Source organism: Xanthomonas sp. LMG 12461 (assembly GCF_009192935.1).
GTDB classification, from domain to species: domain Bacteria; phylum Pseudomonadota; class Gammaproteobacteria; order Xanthomonadales; family Xanthomonadaceae; genus Xanthomonas_A; species Xanthomonas_A sontii.
Genome location: NZ_NQYT01000055.1, coordinates 12,029 through 31,516 on the forward strand (window position 1 = coordinate 12,029; position 19,488 = coordinate 31,516).

Below are 19,488 nucleotides of genomic sequence, written 5' to 3' on the forward strand. Positions count from 1 at the left end.
GCCGCTCGGCCTTGCGCATGCGTGGCGCGCTAGTCCAGCACGCGGCAGAACACCGCCTTGAGGTAGCGCGATTCCTGCACGTGGGCCATGAACGGGTGGTCGGCGCCGGCGCCGGCCACCTTCAGGATCTGGATGGTGCGGCCGGAGAAATAGGCGGCGCGGCGCAGCATGTCCAGGAACTCGTGCTCGGCGACCAGGCCGGTGCAGGAGAAGGTGGCGAACAGGCCGCCCGGAGCGACCACGCCCAGCGCCAGCTTGTTCATGTCCAGATACTTCTTCAGCGCCGGGATCACCTGGTCGCGGTCGCGGGTCATCTTGGCCGGGTCCAGGATCACCACGTCGTACTGGTCGCCGCGGGCAGCGGCATCGCGCAGGTACGGGAAGATGTCGGCCTGCACGAACTTGGGCCGCACGTCGTTGAGGCGAGCGTTGCCCTTGGCGATCTCGATCACGTCCTCGTCGATGTCCACGCCGACCACCTCGGTGGCGCCGCGGACCTTGGCGTAGACCGCGAAGCCGCCGGTGTTGCAGCACAGGTCGAGCACGCGCTTTCCCTCCACCTGCTGGCTCAGCCACTGGCGGTTCTCGCGCTGGTCGGCGAAGAAGCCGGTCTTGTGCGCGCCAGCCGGATCGGCGCGGAAGCGCACGCCGTATTCGCTGATGATCGCCGGCTCCGGGCGCTCGCCGCCGCTGGACACCGGCCGGTAGTCGAAGCTCTCCTGCTTCTGCACGTGCTCCTCGGCGAAGCTGTAGAAGCGCGCGCCGGGGAACTGCGCGCGCAGCGCGGCGTAGATCCACTCGCGGTGGCGGAACATGCCGGCGCTGAAGAACTCCACCACCAGCAGGTCGCCGTAGCGGTCCACCACCAGGCCGGACAGGCCGTCGCCCTCGGCATGCACCACGCGCCAGGCATCGCTGACCGCGTCCAGCTTGAGCACGTCACGGCGCAGCGACACCGCCTCGGCGATCTTGCGCGCGAACCAGGACTCATCGACCGCGATGTCGGGGTGGGTCTCGAGGATGCGCACGGCGATGCGCGAGTGGCCGTTGTAGAAGCCGCGGCCGATCCAGTCGCCGTCCACCCCGACCACGTCCACCAGCGCGCCCGGCTTGGGCCTGGCGGCGGGTTTTTCGACCAGTTTCTGGAAGATCCAAGGATGGCTGGAGCGCCAGGCGTTCTTGAGACGGACTACGGGCAGGGGACTATTCATGAACGCCATTGTAGCCGCCCCGATTGACGGCACCGCCGGCAGCCGCAAGAATGCGCGCAGAAGGGGAGTAGCTCCCGACGTTGTCGCCGTCAATTCGAGCCTGCGGGCTCCGGTGCAACGGCAACCGGTCCGCCGGTTGCGAGCGAGACCTTCGCCGCAGTGGCGAAGGCACCCTCTGGACGACATCCGTCGTCTCCGTCCGGAACGCCTCCGCCACCGCGGCCCCGAGGTTCCCTGTTCACTGACGGAAAATTCCCAATGGAAACGATAGGCAACGTGTGGTTGTGGGGCGGTTTCGCGATCGTGGTGGTCGTGGCGCTGCTGGCGGACCTGGTGCTGATGCGCCACGGCGGTCCGCACAAGGTCACCTTCAAGGAAGCGCTGTGGTGGAGCATCGGCTGGATCGCGCTGGCGCTGGCGTTCAATGCGGGCCTGTGGTGGTACCTGCGCGAGACCATCGACGTGGCCACCGGCAACCGCCTCGGCCTTGAGTTCCTGACCGGCTACCTGGTCGAGAAGTCGCTGGCGGTCGACAACATCTTCGTGTTCCTGATGATCATGAGCTACTTCGCGGTGCCGGAGGAGCAGCGCCAGCGCGTGCTGGTGATCGGCGTGCTCGGCGCGATCGTGCTGCGCGCGGTGATGATCTTCGCCGGCTCGGTGCTGCTGACCAAGTTCCACTGGCTGCTGTACGTGTTCGGCGCGTTCCTGCTGCTGACCGGCATCAAGATGTGGTTCTCGGCGGGCAAGGAGCCGGACCTGGAGGCCAACCCGGTGCTGCGCTTCATGCGCAAGCATCTGCGCCTGACGCCGCAGTACCACGGCAACGCGCTGAGCGTGACCCAGGAAGGCAAGCGCTGGTTCACTCCGCTGTTCGCGGTGCTGATGCTGATCGCGATCACCGACGTGATCTTCGCGGTGGACAGCATTCCGGCGATCTTCGCGATCACCACCGACCCGTTCATCGTGCTGACCTCCAACGTGTTCGCGGTGCTGGGCCTGCGCGCGATGTTCTTCCTGCTGGCGGGCATGGCCGACCGCTTCCACCTGCTGCCCTACGGCCTGGCGATCGTGCTGGTGTTCATCGGCACCAAGATGCTGATCATCGACCTGTACAAGATCCCGGTACTGGTGTCGCTGCTGGCGGTGGCGGTGGTGATCGGCGCCACCGTGGTGCTGAGCCTGCTGCGCCCGGCCAAGCCGGCGCACTGACCCGGCGCGGGCGCCGCGGCCGCGGATTGTCCCGCGGCCGCGGCCAGTCCCTCCCATCGGCGGCGCCTTGCCTTGGACGCCCGGCGCCGCCATCCAGGGAGCATGGACACCTCTTCGCTCCCCTCGCCCACGCCCGAGCCCGATGCGCAGGGCCGCTTCGACCGTGCGCGGATCCTGCGCGCGTTCAATGTCAGCCTGGCCTTCGTGGCGGTGCTGGTGGCGGTGTTCGCCAGCCAGGGCCTGTTCGACTGGCGGCCCTGGGCGGTGGCACCGCACACGGCCGCCGGCCTGCTCGGCGTGCTCACCGCACCGCTGCTGCACGGCTCGCTCGAGCATCTGGGGGCCAATGCCGGCGCCCTGCTGATCCTGGGCACCCTGGCCGGCAGCGTGTATCCGCGCGCCACCCTGGCCGGGCTGCCCTTGCTGTGGCTGGGCTCGGGCCTGGGCGCCTGGTGGCTCGGCGATCCCGGCAGCCATCACCTGGGCGCCAGCGGCGTCGCCCACGGCCTGCTGTTCCTGGTGTTCGTGCTGGCCTTGCTGCGCCGCGACCGCGCCGCGATCGCCGCCAGCATGATCGCCTTCCTGTTCTACGGCGGCATGCTGGTGACGGTGCTGCCGCACGAGGACGGGGTGTCCTGGCAATCGCACCTGGGCGGCGCCGTGGGCGGCGTGGTCGCCGCGCTGCTGCTGCGCCATCGCGATCCGCTGCCACCGCGCAAGCGCTACAGCTGGGAGGACGAGGAGGACACCGACGAGATCCTCGCCGCCGACGACGAACTGGAACCGCCGCCGCCGACCCAGGTGCCGGTGCTGTGGCAGCCACCGCCGGCGCCGCCGCGCGGGGTCGTGCTGCGCTTCCCGCCGCGCGAGGAGCGTGACGGGGGCTGAGGCGGGAACGGTGCTTCCAGAAATACGCAAACCTGCTTCCGGAGGAGCGGGTTCAGCCGCGACGGGCCTTCCCGGTCACGCCCGTCGCGGCTGAAGCCGCTCCTCTCCGCAGTCGCGCGCCGCGGCATGCCGCCTCGGGCGACCCGTCCCTGCATCGCACCGTACACTGACCGTTCCGCCGTCGCTGTCCGAGTCCGCATGCCCGTGTCGCCCGCCTGTCGTGTCCGTTCCGTCGCCGTGGTGCTGGCGCTCGCCCTGGCCGCCTGCAGCGGTCCCGCGCTGCGTGCACCGGCGCCTGCGCCTGCGCCGGCCAAGGCGGTGGGCTATCTGCCGGCCGCGGCGGTGCCGGACAGCCTGCAGTTGCTGCCGGCGCCGCCGGCGGCCGACTCGCCGGGTGAGGCGTTGGACCTGGCGATCAACCGCGAGGCGCTGGCCCTGCGCGGCAGCGCGCGCTGGCAGCAGGCCGCACGCGATGCCGATCTGAGCTTCCCGAACGGCGCCGGCCAGTTCGCCTGCGCGCTGGGCGTGGCGATCGATGCGCAGCACACCCCGCATCTGTACACCTTGCTGGAGCGCAGCCGCATCGACGCCAGTGCCGCCACCAAGGCGGCCAAGCGCCGGTACCAGCGCGCGCGGCCGTTCCTGCGCAACGCGCAGGCGGTGTGCACCCCGGGCGATCTCGACGACCTGCGCCAGAGCGGCTCCTATCCGTCGGGACACAGCGCCATCGGCTGGGCCTGGGCGCTGATCCTGAGCGAGATCGCGCCCGAACGCGCCACTGCGCTGATCGCGCGCGGCCGCAACTACGGCGAGAGCCGGCTGGTGTGCAACGTGCACTGGCAGAGCGACGTGCTCGCCGGCCGCTTCATGGGCGCGGCCACGGTGGCGCGGCTGCACGACGATGTGGCCTTCCGCGCCGACCTGGCCGCGGCGCGCCGCGAGATCGCCGCCGCCCGCGCGACCGGGCGGATGCCGGCAGGCGACTGCGCCGCGGAAGCCGGCGTCCTGCAGGTGCGGCCGGCCAGCGCGTTGTAAGGCGCAGCGTGCGGACCGGCTGCACCGCCCCCTGCCTTTGGGCAGATGCGAACGGTCCGGGACGGCAGGCTAGACTCGCGCGACTTCCCGCCAAGGACCTGCACCCATGACCCAGTGGTACTTCCTGACCGGCAGCGAACAGACTCGCTCCGGCCCGTTCGACGATGCCGATGCAGTCGCCTTCGCCCGCAACAACCCCACGGCACTGGCCTGGAGCCAGGGCCAGAACGGCTGGCTGCCGGTGGCGCAGATCGCGGCCCTGCAGGGTGGCGCGACGTTCCTGCCGCCGGGCCTGCCGCCGCCGCCGGCCGCAGGCGGCCGCGCCGACGAGATCGACTTCCGCATCGTCGGCCACGAAATGCAGTTCGTGGAGATCGAGCTGGACCCCGGCGAGAGCGCGGTGGCCGAGGCCGGCGCCCTGATGTTCAAGGACGCGGCGGTGCAGATGGACACCGTGTTCGGCGACGGTTCCGGCGGCAACCAGGGCGGGCTGATGGGCAAGCTGCTGTCGGCCGGCAAGCGCCTGGTCACCGGCGAGAGCCTGTTCACCACGGTGTTCACCCACCAGGGCCAGGGCCAGGGCAAGGCCAAGGTCGCCTTCGCCGCGCCCTATCCCGGCACGGTGCTGGCGATGAAGCTGGACCAGCACGGCGGCCGCCTGATCTGCCAGAAGGACAGCTTCCTGGCCGGCGCACGCGGCGTGTCGCTGGGCATCCATTTCCAGCGCAAGATCATGACCGGCCTGTTCGGCGGCGAAGGTTTCATCATGCAGAAGCTCGAGGGCGACGGCTGGGTGTTCGTGCATGCCGGCGGCTGCGTGATCGAGCGCGAGCTGGCGGCCGGCGAGCGGCTGGACGTGGACACCGGCTGCGTGGTCGCCTTCCACGCCTCGGTGGACATGGACGTGCGCCCGGTCAGCGGCATCAAGAGCATGTTCTTCGGCGGCGAAGGCATGTTCCTGGCCACCCTCACCGGACCCGGCAAGGTCTGGCTGCAGTCGCTGCCGTTCTCGCGCCTGGCCGGACGCATGTTCGCCGCCGCGCCGCAGGGCGGCGGGCAGAACCGCGGCGAAGGCTCGGTGCTGGGCGGCTTCGGCCGCATCCTCGACGGCGACAACAACTTCTAAAGCGGCGCATTAGCCCCTCTCCCCCCGGGAGAGGGGTTGGGGTGAGGGTACGTGCGCGCAGCGCCTCGCAACATCAGGCGCACAAACCCCAGGCCTCAGAAACGCGCGCACACCCCACCCCATGACCTCCAGTCGTGGGCGGTGCAGGAGGATGCGGCTATCCTCGCGCCGGCTCCTCCCTTCTTCTTCCTTCCGCGACGCATCCATGACCGTGTTCCGCTCCCCGCGCCTGCTGCTGTCCCTGTCCCTGTTCGGCCTGCTTGCCGCCTGTGGCGGCGAACCCAAGCCGGCACCGCCGGCCCCGGTGGTGAGCGGACCGGCACCGCTGCCCACGCCGGCCGCGCAGCCGCTGCGCATCGGCATCGCCCTGGGCGGCGGTGCGGCCAAGGGCTTCGCCCACATCGGCGTGATCAAGATGCTGCAGGCCAATGGTCTGGAGCCGACGGTGGTGTCCGGCACCAGCGCCGGCAGCGTGGTCGGCGCGCTGTACGCCAGCGGCATGGACGCGTTCCAGATGCAGCAGGCGGCGGTGGCGCTGGACGAGAGCAGCATCCGCGACATGCGCCTGTTCTCCGGCGGCCTGGTGCAGGGCCAGGCGCTGCAGGATTACGTGAACGCGCAACTCAAGGGCAAGCCGATCGAGAAGCTGGCCAAGCCGTTCGCCGCAGTCGCCACCCGGCTGGAAGACGGCGAGCGCACCGTGTTCGTGCGCGGCAATGCCGGCCAGGCGGTGCGCGCGTCCAGCAGCATCCCCGGCGTGTTCGAGCCGGTGACCATCGGCAAGTTCCATTACGTGGACGGCGGCGTGGTCAGCCCGGTGCCGGTGGACGCGGCGCGCCAGCTCGGCGCCGACTTCGTCATCGCCGTGGACATCTCCAGCAAGGCCAGCGGCAAGAACCCGGGCAGCATGCTCGGCACCGTCAACCAGTCGATCGCGATCATGGGCCAGCGCCTGGGCCAGCAGGAACTGGGCCGCGCCGACATCGTGATCCGGCCCAAGGTCAACGACATCGGCGCGGCCGACTTCGCCCAGCGCAACGCCGCGATCCTGGAAGGCGAAAAGGCCGCGCTGGCAGCGATGCCGCAGATCAAGGCCAAGCTGGCGCAATTGCAGCAGCAGCGCGCGGCCGCCGCAGCCGCGGCGGCAAAGGCCGCGCAACCGGCGCCGCGGCCGTGCGAGCCGCAGTCGCGACTGGGCCGCCTGCTGCGCCGCGACGATCCCTGCAAGCCGAAAGACTGAGCATTCGCTCCCCTCTCCCGCCGGGAGGGTGGCCGGGGGTGAGGGTAAGCACACCAGTCAAGTTTGCAGAACCGCGCGCGCCGCTGTGACGCCTGGCGTGGGACGCACAGCAGGCGCATCCAGCATGCGCACTGCGGACATGACCACAGGTCCCGCAGGCGTCGCGTCACTCAGATCCGCGGCACCGCACTCTGCCGCTGCGCGTCCTGCTGGTGGACATCCTGATGCAGGGCGACCTGCTGCGCCTGGACCAACGCCTGCTGCCGATCGAACTCGGCAAGCCGCTCGAAGGACTGCGCTACCGGCGTGCGGATCGCCTCTTCGGTGGACATGTGCGCGCGCAGGTGCGCCGGATCCTTCGGATCGCCCTGCACGACGAACACCAGCTCGCCCGGCTGCGCCGTGCGCCCGCGCTCGCTCAACAGCACGTGATCCACTCGCTGCAGACCGTTGCGTGCGGCCAGGTCGGTGACGCTGGCCGCCATGCAGGCGCTGTCCGCATCGGGGCTGCGCCCCAACTGCCGATCCAGCGCCTGGGTGCCGGCGGCGCACTGCTGGTACAGCGCATGACGCGGATGGCCTGGCTCGCTGGGATCGGACGTGCGCGCGGCCTGCGCGGTCGCCGGACCAACCCGCACCGGATCGGCTTCGGCCAGCGTCTGCGGGCTGCGCAGGATAGGCTGGTGGCGGTACGGATCCTCGGGATGGAACTGCTCGCGTAACTGCTGGCGCTCCAGTCGCAGTGCACGCGTATCGTCAAGCTCGCGCAGCTGCTGCGGGTCGCGCACCGGCTGGGCGATGGTCTGCTCGCCGCCATCGACCCAGTTGGTCCATTTGCCGGTCCGCGCATCGCGCTCGTAGTAGACGCTCCGATCGCCGATCCGCTCCGGATCGGCGATCGGCCGCGCTTCGTGCGCGAGCGCCCGCGCAGCGGTCATGCGCCCGATGTAGGACATCGCATCCAACTGCGCGTCGTCGTACTTGCGCACGTCGTTCATGGTGAAACCGGCACGGCTCAAGCCGAGTGCGGAATTGTCGAGCATCATCGACCAGACCTTCTCCGCCTCGGGCTCGCCACCATGGCGGCGCGCGGCGTCGAGCAGTTCGCGCGGCGTCCAGCCATTGGGGTTGATGTGGTGCTTCTGGAAGGTGGCGTCGTGGACGGCTTCAACGTCCTTGACTGGAAGATTGAGCGCCAGATCGGGGCGATGCGCTTTCTTCTGATAGAGCTCACGCTGCTCGAAATCACTCCTCATCAAGTCGACACCGAAACCATTCCATTGGCGCTCACTCATGCGGACGCCATCTTCCCGCGCCTGGCGATCTGCAAACGCATTGGCAGTGGCACCTGGCGCGTTGTCGTTGCGAACTACGCCAAGCGCAAGCAAGCCATAGCCGTCATTGCCCTGCTTGTGCGCGAGGTAGTTCCAATAAAGCTCCCGGTTTCCATCTTGGGCATAGTATTTGAGGATTTCGATATCCTTTTCATCAAGTCCTGTCATCAGAGATTCTCCTTATCCCGAATAGATCGCACCTTACAGCCCTCGACTCTGCACCATGAACTTCTTCAGATTGTCGCGCGCGGCTGCTTCGATCTTTTTCCAATCTGGCAGCGCGAAGCGGACGTACCGGATTTCCACCATGGCGCTCAAATCTTTTATGACAAACAAATGAGTACAGTCCGGAAGTGGATCTTCTTTGCTTCGGACTAGTCTCCCATCGCGGTACTCGACACCTGACTCGGTCACTTCATGAGAGGTGCACTTGATCAGCGTGCTGATCTGCCCATTGTGGTCGCGCGCCACATACCAGTCTTTTTGACTGGCGACATTGAAAATGCTTGTTGGCTCATCCGAGTGCGACTCGTTATAGCCATTTTTGCGATAATAGGTGAAGGATTTTTTCAGATCGGCATAGTATGGCGTCAGGCCATAAATCTCCTTACCCTGAATTCTACCCTCAAGACGTTCAGCCGGGTCGCCATCATCCGTAGAGTTCGGCGCGTATAGGACGTTATTTGGATCCACGCCATTCAAATAGTGGTACCCGATATCGACCGTCCGCGTCGACACATCCAGGCTCAGATGTGCGCGTTCGCCCGGTGCGAACGGCTGCAGCGACGGGTATTCCAGGTACAGGCCGAAACTGTCGTCGAAGTTCGGCCCCATCTGGTCGCCGAAGTAGTTGGCCGGAATGCGTAGCTTGTACGGACCCAGGCATGCCTCCATCAATGGCGGCGGCGTCTTGAACGGATCCTGTGGGCCGAGCTGGCGCTGTCTCACGCAGCCCTGGGCATTGGTGGAGGTAGCCGCCGGCGTGTCGGCAGAGCCGGACTGTGCGCACCCTGCCAGGGGCAGGATGCCGGCAAGCAACAAGCACTGGGCCAAGCGCGTGGCGGGTCGCATCTGCATCCTCCGATGATGGCGGCGGCAGTATAGACGCGCAGTGCCGGCCATCGGCACGCATCGCCACGGCGACCACCATCGCAGCAATGCCGGGCTGCGCGACGGGCGTCCTTGCCTGTCATGCGCCGTCGCTCAGTACCGCCAGCGCAGCGTAACGCTGACGAACCGCGGCTCGCCGTAGTTCTGATAATCCAGGTTGGCCCAGTACTTCTTGTTCAATGCATTGGTCACCGCCAGCGTCGCGGTCCACTGCGTGCTGAGCTGGTAGTTGGCATTGAAGTGCACCAGCGCGTACGGATCCTGCACCACGGTGACCGGCCGCGTGGCGGCGCTGCCGTCGCCGAGCGGGCGCTGGATGTTGTAGCCGCGCACCGCGCTCTGCCAGCTCACGCCGCCTCCCAGGCTCAGGCGCTGCCAGGCGCCGGGCAGGCGCACCTGGGTGGACAGCTGCAGATAGTCCTCCGGCAGGTTGGCGTAGATCGCGTCGGTCGGCGCACGGGTGACCTTGGCGTGGGTGTAGCCGGCATTGAGCGTCCAGCCCGGGCGCAACTCGCCGTTGTATTCCAGTTCCCAGCCGCGGCTCTTGGTGCCGTCGACGCCGATGTAGGCCGAGCTGCCGTCGGGCAGCGAGGCTTCCGGCTGGGTCATGTCGCGCACCGCATAGTTGTCCTGCCTGGCCTCGAACACCGCCGCACTGAGCAGCGCGCGGCCGTCGGCCAGCTGCGCCTTGATGCCCGCTTCCAGGTTGGAGCCCTGCACCGGCGCCAGCAGGTTGTTGTCCTTGTCCTTGTAGTTCTGCGGATTGAAGATCTCGGTGTAGCTGGCGTAGGTGGAGATGGCCGGGGTGAGGTCGTAGACCAGGCCGACGTAGGGCGTGACCTCGTCGCTGACCCGGTAGCGGCCGCTGGTGCCGGTGTAGCTGCCGTCGGCGGCGAAGGCCTGGGTGCGGGTCTGCCAGGAACTCAGGCGTGCGCCGGCAATCAGTGACAGCGGTTCGACCAGGCGCAGCCGGGTGGAGGCGTACACGCCGCGCTGGGTGGTGCGTGCCTCGCGCCGCGCGCCGGTGCGCGTGGTGGTGATCTGGCCCACGTCGCCGTGCCAGTCGTAGACGTTGGGGATGTAGTAGCAGCGCTCGCGGCCGCAGGTGGTCCAGTCGCCCGGGTAGCGCAGCGCCAGGGTCGGCGTGGTCGACTGCAGGTCCTGCCAGCTGCCGCCGACCACCACGTCGTGGTCGCGGCCGAACAGGGGGAACGTGCCGGACAGGTACACGTCCAGGCCGTCGCGGGTGTCGGTGGCCTGCCCGGCGGCGGCGCGCAGGTAGATGCCGCTGCCGTCGCGCCTGGGATAGCCGCTGCCGTAGACGCGCAGGTTTTCGACCTCGCCCTCGGTGCGCGCCAGGTTGACCTTCAACAGCCAGTTGTCGCCGAAGCGCTGTTCCAGGTTGGCGAAGGTGGTGTGGGTGTTGCGCTGCCAGCGCGCCCACTTCGGCGCCAGGTTGGTGGAGGTCGGCAGGTCGGCGAAGCTGCCGTCGGCGAAGAAGTACGGCACCGTGCCCCAGGTCGAGCCGACCGGGTCGTTGTCCTGGCGCTGGTAGCCGACGGTGACCGTGGTGGTGTCGGTCAGGTCGCCTTCCAGCACCGCCATGCCGGACATCTTCTTCTCGGTGTAGTGGTCGTAGTAGTAGCCGCGGTCCTGCCAGGCGGCGACGAAACGGCTGCGGAAGCGGCCGTCGGCGGTCAGCGGCGCGGTGACGTCGGCCTGGGTGCGGCGGAAGTCCCAGGTGCCGAGCGAGGCCGCGAACGACGCATCGAAGCTCTTGCCGGGGCGCTTGCGCAGCAGGTTGACCGTGGCCGAGGGAATGCCGGCGCCGCTGAGCAGGCCGTTGGCGCCGCGGATCACCTCGACGCGGTCGTAGAAGACCATGTCGTATTCCTGGTTGGTGGAGCCGCTGTAGGTGGGCAGGCCGTCGACCTGGAAGTCGGTGATCTGGAAGCCGCGCGCGAAGTACAGCGGGCGCTGGGTGTCGTAGAAGGACACGTTGACGCCGGTGACGTTGCGCATGACGTCGTTGACGCTGAACAGCGATTCCTCTTCCAGCCGCTGCTGGCCCAGCACGCTCACCGACTGCGGCGTCTCCTGCAGCGTCAGCGGCAGGCGGGTGGTGGTGGACGGCTGCGCACGGCTCGGGCTGCCGCTGACCTCGACCTTGTCCAGCGTGGTCGGCTGCACGTCGGCCGCGGCCTCGGCTTCTGCGGCGAGCAGCGGTGCCGAGGCGGCGGAGAGCGCGGACAGCACGGCGAGGGACAGCAGACGGCGTGGAGCGGAGGAAAGCATGAATCGATCTCGCGAAGTTTGGGCACGGGGCGACACGGTCGCGCCGCGGGTGGCAGGAAAAGGACAGGCGCAGCCGCACTCCACGGCGGAAACCGGCGTGGCTGGCCCGGCAGGGCTGGCGGAGGGGCTGTGGCCGTGGATGGCCGTCGCAGAACGCAAATGTAAATCGTTAGCAACAACTTAACAAGGGTGGCCACGCACCGACACGCTGCGACACATCGGCGATGGGCCGCTAAACGCGCGGCAGCGGCAGGCCCGCGAAGTCCTTGACCGTGCGCAGCACGAAGCTGGAATTGACGTCGGCGACGCCGGCGGCATTGAGCAACTTGTCCAGCAGAAACGCGGAGAAGTGAGCCAGATCGCGGACGTAGACGTGCAACAAGTAGTCCATGTCGCCGGTCAGCGCATGGCAGGCGACCACCTCATCCCAGCCCTGCACGCTGTCGGCGAAATGGGCGATGCCGCTCTGGCCGTGCTTCTCCAGCTGCACGCGCACGAAAGCCTGTAGGCCCAGGCCGATCGCCGCCGGCACCAGCCGCGCGGCGTAGCCGGCGACCACGCCCTCCGCTTCCAGCCGCTGCACCCGGCGCAGGCAGGCCGAGGGCGACAGGTTCACCTGCGCGGCCAGTTCGGCATTGCTGGCGCGGCCTTCCCGCTGCAGCAGGGCGAGCAGGCGCAGGTCGGTGCGGTCGAAGGTCGGCGATCCGGTCATTTATTGCTCTGCAACATGGCTTATACGCAATAATCTTGCGCGCAGCGCGCCGATCCGTGCAACTTCGCAAGCCCATTGCGCGTCCGCGCGCCTACCATCGTGGCTATTCCTTTCCGGAGCGTCGACCATGGACACCGCACCGCGCCGCGTCGAACACCAGCAGACCGACAAGGGCTACGTGCCGGTCTACACCACGGCCGTGGTGACCCAGCCGTGGGACAGCTACAGCGCCGACGACCACGCCACCTGGGGCACGCTGTACACGCGCCAGCGCGAGCTGCTGGTCGGCCGCGCCTGCGCCGAGTTCCTGCAGGCGCAGGACGCGATGGGCATGAGTTCGCAGGCGATCCCGCGCTTCGACGAGCTCAACGCGGTGCTGCAGGCGACCACCGGCTGGACCCTGGTCGGCGTGGAAGGGTTGCTGCCGGAGCTGGACTTCTTCGACCACCTGGCCAACCGCCGCTTCCCGGTGACCTGGTGGATCCGCCGTCCCGAACAGATCGACTACATCGCCGAGCCGGACCTGTTCCACGACCTGTTCGGCCACGTGCCGCTGCTGATGAACCCGCTGTTCGCCGACTACATGCAGGCCTACGGCCGCGGCGGCGTCAAGGCGCACGCGATCGGTCCGGACGCGCTGCAGAACCTGACCCGGCTGTACTGGTACACGGTGGAGTTCGGCCTGACCGACACCCCGGACGGCCTGCGCATCTACGGCGCCGGCATCGTGTCGTCCAAGGGCGAATCGCTGTACTCGCTGGAGTCGGACGCACCCAACCGCATCGGCTTCGACCTGCAGCGGATCATGCGCACCCGCTACCGCATCGACACCTACCAGAAGACCTACTTCGTCATCGACAGCTTCGAACAACTGATGCAGGCGACCTCGCCGGATTTCACCCCGATCTATGCGGCACTGGCCGACCAGGCGCATCTGTCGGCTGGCCAGGTGCAGGCGCAGGACCGCGTATTCCATGCCGGCAGCGGCGAAGGCTGGGCGGACGGCGGCGACGTGTGAATCGCGGCATTACCCGTCTCCGCCAAACCTGACGGAGACGGGGCAGGGCGCCGGGTCAGTCGGTGCCGTACTTCGGGTTGTAGGGCCCGTACAACAAGCCGCCAGGGTGGCCGGCGGACAGCAGACGCTGGCTGGCCACGTTCCCCATCTGATGCCCTTGGTCGGTGACCTGGTTGACGACCTGATTGATCGCAGCCGTCACCAGCATTCCGACCAGGCCGCCCCCGGCGTTGTTCTGATTTTCGCCGCTCGACGCCTGTGCCTGGCCCTGCCACAGCACCGTCCCGGTGCGCAGATCCACCAGCTTGGCGTTGGCCGAGACCACGACCACGCTGTTGATGATCTGGTAGACGGCACCGTACTTTTCCACGGTGATGTACAGCGCGGCGTCGGCGCCGAAGATTTCCCGCAACTTCTCCGGAGACACCGCCTGTGCTTCATCCGCCACGGTGATGCCGTTCTGCTTGAAGGTCTCGTAGACCGGCGCCACCGGCATCACGTAGTAGCCCGCTTCGGCCAGCGGCAACGTGGTGACCGACAGCACGCTCAGGCTGGCGTTGACGTCCGGTGCATGGCTGACCGGCGGCAAGACCAGGATCGACCGCGGCTTGCTGGCCTTGTACGCGCTGTAGTCGCGCGACATCGGCTGCGTCGCGCAGGCGCTCAGCAGCAGACCGAGCACGGCCACGCAGGCCATTCTTGCGACGTTCTTCATTGCGCGCTCCTCGCGTTGCTGGCGTTCTTCAACAACAGATCGATGTAGGTGCCGGACTCGGGATACTGCGTCTTCTCGGCGAGGAGTTCCTGCTGCGCTTTGGCATCGTTGCCGGTTTCGGCGTACAGCATGCCCAGATGCGCCTGCAGTCCCGGCGGCGGCCTGCGGTTGGCGGCCTGCATCACCTGCAGGTCCTTTTCCAGCGCCTGGATCTGCTGTTCCGGGCTACCGCCCTTGAAGTGGCTGTAGACCTGATCCTGGTAGCTGCCCCACTGGTAGAGCGAGGCGCTCTGGTGGGCACAGCCGACCAGCGCGAGCATGGCGCAGGCGCCAAGCCAGAACCGCGTGCGGACATTGAGGGTATTCATGTGCAAGGGTCCGTTGCGGGTCACTTGACCGGCTTCCAGGCGCCGGAGTCGATCGCGGCGGTGAGATTGTTGACAGCCTCGCGGATCGCCAGATCCAGGACTTTGCCGTTGAGCGTGGAGTCGTAGCTGGAGGTCCCGCCGAAGCCGACGACCTCGCGGTTGGACAAGGTGTACTCGCCGCCGCCCTGCACCGAATACACCACTTCGGACGTCGCGCTATCGACCACGTTCAGGCTGACCTTGGCATAGGCCTGCTGCTGCTTGCCACGGCCGAGAATGCCGAACAGCTGCGTATCGCCGGTCTCCTTGCGGCCGAACTCGGTCACGTCGCCTGTGACGACGTAGTCGGCGCCCTTGAGTTGCTGCGCCTGGCCCTTGATCTGCGCTTCCTGCTTGATCTCGCCCATGTTGTCGCGATCCAGCACACGGAAACGATTGGTCTGCTGCAGATGGGTGATCAGGATGGTCTTGGCCTGGCTGCCCAGGCGATCTGCACCATCGGAAAACAGGCCGCGCATGAAGGAGGAGCGGTTGTCGAACTTGCCCACCGCGATCGGCGCGCGTGCGCCGGCGTAAGGCACGCTGGCCGCCGAAACTGTCTGCGGTTTGACGCTCTGATGGGTTTCGGTCGCGCAGGCCGCCAAGCCCAACGCAAGCGTCAACCCCATGGCCCCCTTGATCACACTGTTCTTCATCGATTGCCCCTTGTTGATACAGCTACGAAAAAACCATTCGCCGGCGGCCCTATCCTTGCCCAGCGTCGCTGCATGCGGCAGGCATGCACGACCGCACGCGTACGACGCGATCCAGACCATCGGCGAGAGTAGGAAATAGGCACAGCGGAAGATCGATGTCGCTCCATGACCATCCTGCGCAGGGCAGGGAAAGAAAAATCCATGTCGTCCCGCAACGCAGCGGGACCTAGCTAGGTGATGTGTATCGGCGGCGCTAGGTGGAACTTTAGAAATTTTTGCGGGGCCGTCGCAATGCGGGCGTGCACGGGTCGTGTTGCTCGGTCGCCGGACCTAGATGCTGCGCCATCGCGCTGCGGCACACTGCATCGCGCCAGAGATCGGCCAATCCACAGAGGAGAATCGGCAATGCGCCGATCCCGGGCCACCGACGGCGACCCTACGCTGCGCAGCGAGCGAGATCGGTGCGCCACGACGCGGCCACCCCGGATTTCCGGATGCTCCCGCCCAACGCATGTTGGCGGCCCTGTGCGTCGGGAGAATCCTCATGCTCATTTATGTCGGCCTGGACGGCGATCAGGCGGATCAGCGCGGCGCCAAGCTGAAAGCCTTGCAATCCCACTTCGGCGAAAACCAATCGCATGCGCTGACCCTGCTCGACGCGGCCTCGCTATCGCCCAGCAACAAGACGCGCGGCAAGCGCTTGGTGATCAATTCGCACGGCAACGTCAACGTCTTCGCCGGGCTTGCACCGGAGGCATTCCTGCAGCAACTGCTGGCCAAGGGACTGGGCAAGGAGTCGTTCGAGGAGATCGTGCTGATGGCCTGCCAGGTCGGCGCGCAGAGCCAAACCAACTCCATCGCCAACAACTTCGCCAAGGACCTGAAGCGCTTGCTGGTCGGCCACGGCATCCTCGCCAAGCTGTACGCGCCGCGCGGCACGCTGACCTACCTCGTGCACACCGAGCAGAAGCTGGGCCAGACGTTCTACGTGGTGGACAGCATGCATATTGCCTGCCCGGAGCGGAACTATCCGCTGGCGGAAGGCCTGCTGCTGGTGCAGTAAGTTCGCATGCCAACGCCCCGCAGATGCGGGGCGTTTGGCGAACACGCTACCGGACACACCCGCCTGGGCGGGCGCGACCTCAGGCCGCGGCGGCGTCGGCCTTGCCCAGCACGCCGGCGACGAAGGCGCGCAGGTCGGCGTCCTTGGCGTTGTCGAAGAAGCACTGCTGGAAGCGCGGGCCGCCCACGGCCTGCTTGACCAGTTCCGGATCCAGCGCGCGCAGGCCGTCCAGGTAGGACTTGGCCAGGGCCTGCTTGACCTGGGTCAGGATGCCGGCGTTGGCCTGCTGCGATTCGCGGCGCTCGGCCGGGTAGCCCATGCCGCGCTCGCCGCTGAAGGCCTTCTCGAAGATGTAGCGCACGTTGATCTCCGCGCCCCAGCCGTAGCCCTTGGCGAAGGCCAGCGCCAGCGCGTTGCCGTTGTTGACCTGGGCGAACAGGTAGGCGTCGGTCGGCTCGATGCAGTAGCCGCAGAACACGCCCGGGTGCGCGTTGAGCGACATCATCGCGCCCTGCCCGGTGCCGCAGCCGGCGACCACGAAGTCCACCGCGCCGGCATTGAGCAGCAGGCCGGCGCAGATGCCCAGGTGGATGTAGGTCAGGCGGTGGTCGGCGTCGCCGTCCATGCCGACGTTGAACACGCTGTGGCCCTGCGCGGCGGCGACATCGTTGAGCTGCTGCAGGATCACCGGGTTCTTGGCGGCCTGGCTGAACTCGTTCATTAGGGCGATTTTCATGGGGGTCCTTTGGTGGGGGGGATTTGGTTGATTGGGATAATTCGGCGGTGGTCGCACCCTCATCCGCCCTTCGGGCACCTTCTCCCGGAGGGAGAAGGAGAGGCGGTTAGCGGGCGAGCCAGCCGCCGTCGACCGGGATCACGGTGCCGTTGACGTAGTCCGAGGCGCTGCTGGCCAGGAACACCGCGGTGCCGCCCAGGTCCTCCGGTACGCCCCAGCGGCCGGCCGGGATGCGGTCCAGGATCGCCTGGTTGCGTGCGGCGTCGGCGCGCAGCTGCGCGGTGTTGTCGGTGGCCATGTAGCCCGGGGCGATGGCGTTGATGTTGACGCCCTTGGCGCCCCACTCGTTGGCCAGCAGACGGGTGATGCCGGCGATGCCGGACTTGCTGGCGGTATACGAGGGCACGCGGATGCCGCCCTGGAACGACAGCATCGAGGCGATGTTGATGATCTTGCCGCTGCCCTGGGCGATGAAGTGGCGGCCGGCGGCCTGGCACATGAAGAACGCGGACTTGATGTTGACGTTCATGACGTCGTCCCAGTCCTGCTCGCTGAAGTCCACCGCGTCGGCACGGCGGATCAGCCCGGCGTTGTTGACCAGGATGTCGAGACGGCCGAGCCCGGCCAGGGTCTCGTCGAGGATGCGCTGCACCGGCTCGATGCTGATCAGGTTGGCCTCGATGGCGACGAAGCGCCGGCCCAGCGCGGTGACCTTGGCCTCGGTCTCGGTGGGCGCAGCGATGCCGGCGGCGGCGATGTCGGCGCCGGCCTGCGCCAGCGCCACGGCGATGCCTTGGCCGAGGCCGGTGTTGGCGCCGGTGACCAGGGCGACCTTGCCTTCGAGACTGAACGGGTGGGTCATTGCGTGGACTCCTTGAGGGAATGCGGACGACGGGAATGGGAGCGGCGCGCGCGACGGCGGCCTACTTGAGCTGGCAGATGTCCAGCACGTGCATGTCGGTGTAGTCGAGGTTCTCGCCGCCCATCGCCCAGATGAAGGCGTAGTTGGCGGTGCCGGCGCCCATGTGGATCGACCACGGCGGCGACACCACGGCCTCGTTGTTCTGCACCACGATGTGGCGCTGCGCGTCCGGCTCGCCCATGAAGTGGTAGACGCGGTCGTTGGCGCCGAGGTCGAAGTAGAAATAGACCTCGCTGCGGCGGTCGTGCAGGTGCGGCGGCATGGTGTTCCAGACGCTGCCCGGCTTGAGCACGGTCAGGCCCAGCAGCAGCTGCGAGGACTGGCAGGTGGCCGGAACGATGTACTGGTAGATGGTGCGTTCGTTGCTGGTCTCCAGCGCGCCGCGGTCCAGCGCCACCGCGTCGGCGATCGACAGGCGCTTGGTGGCGAAGCGCGCGTGCGCCGGCGTGGAGGCCAGATAGAACTGCGCCGGGTTGGCCGCGTCGTCGGAGGCGAACACCACCTCGGCGCTGCCCATCGCCACGTACAGGCCGTCCTTCGGGCCCAGCGGATACGCGGTGCCGTCGACGGTGACGGTGCCGCTGCCGGCGCCGACGTTGATCACGCCCAGCTCGCGCCGCTCCAGGAACGGGTGTCCCGCGGCCGAGGCCGGTTCGGTCTGCGCCGGCAGCGTCAGCGCCCGCGTGCGCGGGGCGGCGCCGCCGAGCACGAAGCGCTCGTAGTGGGTGTACTTCAGGGTCACCGCGTCGTCGACGAACAGGCCATCGAGCAGGTACAGGTCGCGCAGCTGGTCGTTGCTGGCGCCCTTGATCGCGTCGGGATGGGTCGCGTAGTGGGTCTTGCAGTACAGGGACATGGGGCGCTCCAAGGCAGGCGACGGCATGTGTCAGCCCGCCACGGAGGACAGTCTAGCGGGTCTGGTAAACCGGTGTCATTCCGCAGTGCACGAAGGGCCGGGATTGGGGAGTCGGGATTCGGGATTGGCAAGCGGCGCCGCCCAGGCGGCGCGGGTCTCACCGCGGGAGCTGTTGGCCGACGTCGATGCGGTTGCCGTCGGGGTCGGCGAAGACGAAGCAGCGCAGGCCGAAGTCGGCATCGCGGATCGCCTTGATGATGCGCACGCCCTGCGCCTGCAGGCCGTCGTACAGGGCCGCGGCGGCGTCGACGATCAGGTGGGCGACGTTGCTGGTGCTGCCGCGGTGGTCGGGACGCAGGGTCAGGTGCAGTTCGGCGTCGTCCTTCTTCAGGATCACGAAACCGACCGGATTGCCGTTCTGGAACACGCTGCGGAAGCCCAGGCGCTCGGTGTAGAAGGCGACGGCGCGGGCGACATCGGCGACGGGCACGGTCGGCGCCAGGCGGCCGAAACGGACCGCGACGGGGGCGGGGATGGGGGACGACATGGCGAAGGCTCCTCGCAGGAAGGCCGCGCGGTCCGCCCGGGCGGTGCCGGAACGGAACGGGCCTTCGATGGGCGGAGCGGTGTCCGCACGGTCGGCGGCAGTGTAGACCGTTTGCGGCGAGTCGGGAGGCGGTGAGGTGACACGTGCCCTGGCCGACATGTGGGTGCGACGCATGGATGGCGTTGAAACGCGCACGCCCCGCGGTCAGCGGGCGCTTCACTGCTGCCTGGGAACGGCTCCCGGCCTCCTGGAAATCGTTCGCCACGGCATTTCCGTTCGTGCGCGTCGCGGAAGCCGCTCCCACAGGAATGCGCTGGGCCTCCCTGTGGGAGGGACTTCAGTCCCGACGACGGAGGGTGTCAGTCGGCTTTCGGCTTCGCTTGTCGCGTCTGCATGACCGTCAAC

19 protein-coding genes are annotated in these 19,488 nt (G+C 67.8%); 7 read left to right on the forward strand and 12 right to left on the reverse strand.

Features of this window, described 5'->3' with window-relative positions; all coding sequences use genetic code 11:
- Window positions 1–29: 29 nt before the first annotated feature.
- Entirely contained in the window at window positions 30–1,211 is a 1,182-nt protein-coding gene (locus CEK68_RS14255; RefSeq protein WP_152239767.1) for a class I SAM-dependent rRNA methyltransferase, read from the reverse strand.
- A 258-nt stretch (window positions 1,212–1,469) separates the two neighbouring features.
- Between CEK68_RS14255 and CEK68_RS14260 the strand changes: the two genes are divergently transcribed.
- From CEK68_RS14260 to CEK68_RS14280, 5 genes are all read left to right on the forward strand, one after another.
- Window positions 1,470–2,423, forward strand: a complete 954-nt coding sequence (locus tag CEK68_RS14260; protein ID WP_010343036.1) for a TerC family protein — start codon at window positions 1,470–1,472, stop codon at window positions 2,421–2,423.
- Window positions 2,424–2,525: 102 nt separating this feature from the next.
- Window positions 2,526–3,311, forward strand: a complete 786-nt coding sequence (locus CEK68_RS14265; RefSeq protein ID WP_017917642.1) for a rhomboid family intramembrane serine protease — start codon at window positions 2,526–2,528, stop codon at window positions 3,309–3,311.
- A gap of 198 nt (window positions 3,312–3,509) precedes the next feature.
- Window positions 3,510–4,346: a phosphatase PAP2 family protein gene (locus CEK68_RS14270; protein ID WP_152239768.1), complete on the forward strand. Its 837-nt coding sequence runs from the start codon at window positions 3,510–3,512 to the stop codon at window positions 4,344–4,346.
- A gap of 106 nt (window positions 4,347–4,452) precedes the next feature.
- Window positions 4,453–5,472, forward strand: a complete 1,020-nt coding sequence (locus CEK68_RS14275) for a TIGR00266 family protein (RefSeq protein WP_152239769.1) — start codon at window positions 4,453–4,455, stop codon at window positions 5,470–5,472.
- Window positions 5,473–5,677: 205 nt separating this feature from the next.
- Window positions 5,678–6,712 (forward strand): patatin-like phospholipase family protein, encoded by a 1,035-nt coding sequence (locus CEK68_RS14280; protein ID WP_152239770.1) that lies wholly within the window; start codon window positions 5,678–5,680, stop codon window positions 6,710–6,712.
- 170 nt (window positions 6,713–6,882) lie between these two features.
- Here the strand turns inward: CEK68_RS14280 and CEK68_RS14285 are convergent, their stop codons facing one another.
- From CEK68_RS14285 to CEK68_RS14300, 4 genes are all read right to left on the reverse strand, one after another.
- On the reverse strand, window positions 6,883–8,214 hold the full coding sequence (locus CEK68_RS14285; protein ID WP_226977888.1) for an XVIPCD domain-containing protein: 1,332 nt from the start codon (window positions 8,212–8,214) through the stop codon (window positions 6,883–6,885).
- Window positions 8,215–8,247: 33 nt separating this feature from the next.
- A complete protein-coding gene (locus CEK68_RS14290; protein ID WP_152239771.1) occupies window positions 8,248–9,117 on the reverse strand; it encodes a hypothetical protein in 870 nt (289 codons plus the stop codon).
- A 132-nt stretch (window positions 9,118–9,249) separates the two neighbouring features.
- Window positions 9,250–11,451 carry a TonB-dependent siderophore receptor gene (locus tag CEK68_RS14295; protein ID WP_152239772.1) on the reverse strand — a complete coding sequence of 734 codons (2,202 nt, stop codon included), beginning with the start codon at window positions 11,449–11,451 and terminating at the stop codon, window positions 9,250–9,252.
- A gap of 232 nt (window positions 11,452–11,683) precedes the next feature.
- The gene (locus CEK68_RS14300; protein WP_152239773.1) at window positions 11,684–12,163 is read right to left on the reverse strand and encodes an Lrp/AsnC family transcriptional regulator; all 480 of its coding nucleotides are present in this window, start codon (window positions 12,161–12,163) and stop codon (window positions 11,684–11,686) included.
- A 127-nt stretch (window positions 12,164–12,290) separates the two neighbouring features.
- Here CEK68_RS14300 and phhA point away from each other — a divergent pair, with 127 nt between their 5' ends.
- Window positions 12,291–13,181, forward strand: coding sequence for a phenylalanine 4-monooxygenase (phhA, locus tag CEK68_RS14305; protein ID WP_152239774.1), 891 nt, complete (start codon window positions 12,291–12,293; stop codon window positions 13,179–13,181).
- Window positions 13,182–13,236: 55 nt separating this feature from the next.
- Here the strand turns inward: phhA and CEK68_RS14310 are convergent, their stop codons facing one another.
- The 3 genes from CEK68_RS14310 to CEK68_RS14320 are packed head-to-tail and all read right to left on the reverse strand — an operon-like array spanning window position 13,237 to window position 15,079.
- On the reverse strand, window positions 13,237–13,896 hold the full coding sequence (locus tag CEK68_RS14310; RefSeq protein WP_167522045.1) for a DUF799 domain-containing protein: 660 nt from the start codon (window positions 13,894–13,896) through the stop codon (window positions 13,237–13,239).
- The gene (locus tag CEK68_RS14315) at window positions 13,893–14,264 is read right to left on the reverse strand and encodes a DUF4810 domain-containing protein (RefSeq protein ID WP_017914534.1); all 372 of its coding nucleotides are present in this window, start codon (window positions 14,262–14,264) and stop codon (window positions 13,893–13,895) included. The genes CEK68_RS14310 and CEK68_RS14315 overlap by 4 nt, the downstream gene beginning before the upstream one ends.
- Window positions 14,265–14,284: 20 nt before the next feature.
- Window positions 14,285–15,079 (reverse strand): CsgG/HfaB family protein, encoded by a 795-nt coding sequence (locus CEK68_RS14320; protein WP_226977889.1) that lies wholly within the window; start codon window positions 15,077–15,079, stop codon window positions 14,285–14,287.
- A gap of 391 nt (window positions 15,080–15,470) precedes the next feature.
- Between CEK68_RS14320 and CEK68_RS14325 the strand changes: the two genes are divergently transcribed.
- A complete protein-coding gene (locus CEK68_RS14325; protein ID WP_226977890.1) occupies window positions 15,471–16,022 on the forward strand; it encodes a hypothetical protein in 552 nt (183 codons plus the stop codon).
- A 79-nt stretch (window positions 16,023–16,101) separates the two neighbouring features.
- Here CEK68_RS14325 and CEK68_RS14330 read toward each other — a convergent pair whose 3' ends face one another.
- The 4 genes from CEK68_RS14330 to CEK68_RS14345 form a co-directional block, all read right to left on the reverse strand.
- Window positions 16,102–16,758 (reverse strand): RpiB/LacA/LacB family sugar-phosphate isomerase, encoded by a 657-nt coding sequence (locus CEK68_RS14330; RefSeq protein ID WP_026144165.1) that lies wholly within the window; start codon window positions 16,756–16,758, stop codon window positions 16,102–16,104.
- Between the two features lie 106 nt (window positions 16,759–16,864).
- On the reverse strand, window positions 16,865–17,620 hold the full coding sequence (kduD, locus tag CEK68_RS14335; protein WP_010343054.1) for a 2-dehydro-3-deoxy-D-gluconate 5-dehydrogenase KduD: 756 nt from the start codon (window positions 17,618–17,620) through the stop codon (window positions 16,865–16,867).
- 61 nt (window positions 17,621–17,681) lie between these two features.
- Window positions 17,682–18,536 carry a 5-dehydro-4-deoxy-D-glucuronate isomerase gene (gene kduI / locus CEK68_RS14340; protein WP_152239775.1) on the reverse strand — a complete coding sequence of 285 codons (855 nt, stop codon included), beginning with the start codon at window positions 18,534–18,536 and terminating at the stop codon, window positions 17,682–17,684.
- Between the two features lie 157 nt (window positions 18,537–18,693).
- Window positions 18,694–19,083, reverse strand: coding sequence for a VOC family protein (locus tag CEK68_RS14345; RefSeq protein ID WP_152239776.1), 390 nt, complete (start codon window positions 19,081–19,083; stop codon window positions 18,694–18,696).
- Window positions 19,084–19,488: the final 405 nt, after the last annotated feature.

What these genes read in the sequence shown, in the direction of transcription:
- CEK68_RS14255 (WP_152239767.1), bottom strand. Translation starts at nt 1,211, where the DNA reads ATGAATAGTCCCCTGCCCGTAGTCCGTCTCAAGAACGCCTGGCGCTCC.
- CEK68_RS14260 (WP_010343036.1), top strand. Translation starts at nt 1,470, where the DNA reads ATGGAAACGATAGGCAACGTGTGGTTGTGGGGCGGTTTCGCGATCGTG.
- CEK68_RS14265 (WP_017917642.1), top strand. Translation starts at nt 2,526, where the DNA reads ATGGACACCTCTTCGCTCCCCTCGCCCACGCCCGAGCCCGATGCGCAG.
- CEK68_RS14270 (WP_152239768.1), top strand. Translation starts at nt 3,510, where the DNA reads ATGCCCGTGTCGCCCGCCTGTCGTGTCCGTTCCGTCGCCGTGGTGCTG.
- CEK68_RS14275 (WP_152239769.1), top strand. Translation starts at nt 4,453, where the DNA reads ATGACCCAGTGGTACTTCCTGACCGGCAGCGAACAGACTCGCTCCGGC.
- CEK68_RS14280 (WP_152239770.1), top strand. Translation starts at nt 5,678, where the DNA reads ATGACCGTGTTCCGCTCCCCGCGCCTGCTGCTGTCCCTGTCCCTGTTC.
- CEK68_RS14285 (WP_226977888.1), bottom strand. Translation starts at nt 8,214, where the DNA reads ATGACAGGACTTGATGAAAAGGATATCGAAATCCTCAAATACTATGCC.
- CEK68_RS14290 (WP_152239771.1), bottom strand. Translation starts at nt 9,117, where the DNA reads ATGCGACCCGCCACGCGCTTGGCCCAGTGCTTGTTGCTTGCCGGCATC.
- CEK68_RS14295 (WP_152239772.1), bottom strand. Translation starts at nt 11,451, where the DNA reads ATGCTTTCCTCCGCTCCACGCCGTCTGCTGTCCCTCGCCGTGCTGTCC.
- CEK68_RS14300 (WP_152239773.1), bottom strand. Translation starts at nt 12,163, where the DNA reads ATGACCGGATCGCCGACCTTCGACCGCACCGACCTGCGCCTGCTCGCC.
- phhA (WP_152239774.1), top strand. Translation starts at nt 12,291, where the DNA reads ATGGACACCGCACCGCGCCGCGTCGAACACCAGCAGACCGACAAGGGC.
- CEK68_RS14310 (WP_167522045.1), bottom strand. Translation starts at nt 13,896, where the DNA reads ATGAAGAACGTCGCAAGAATGGCCTGCGTGGCCGTGCTCGGTCTGCTG.
- CEK68_RS14315 (WP_017914534.1), bottom strand. Translation starts at nt 14,264, where the DNA reads ATGAATACCCTCAATGTCCGCACGCGGTTCTGGCTTGGCGCCTGCGCC.
- CEK68_RS14320 (WP_226977889.1), bottom strand. Translation starts at nt 15,079, where the DNA reads ATGGTCTGGATCGCGTCGTACGCGTGCGGTCGTGCATGCCTGCCGCAT.
- CEK68_RS14325 (WP_226977890.1), top strand. Translation starts at nt 15,471, where the DNA reads ATGTTGGCGGCCCTGTGCGTCGGGAGAATCCTCATGCTCATTTATGTC.
- CEK68_RS14330 (WP_026144165.1), bottom strand. Translation starts at nt 16,758, where the DNA reads ATGAAAATCGCCCTAATGAACGAGTTCAGCCAGGCCGCCAAGAACCCG.
- kduD (WP_010343054.1), bottom strand. Translation starts at nt 17,620, where the DNA reads ATGACCCACCCGTTCAGTCTCGAAGGCAAGGTCGCCCTGGTCACCGGC.
- kduI (WP_152239775.1), bottom strand. Translation starts at nt 18,536, where the DNA reads ATGTCCCTGTACTGCAAGACCCACTACGCGACCCATCCCGACGCGATC.
- CEK68_RS14345 (WP_152239776.1), bottom strand. Translation starts at nt 19,083, where the DNA reads ATGTCGTCCCCCATCCCCGCCCCCGTCGCGGTCCGTTTCGGCCGCCTG.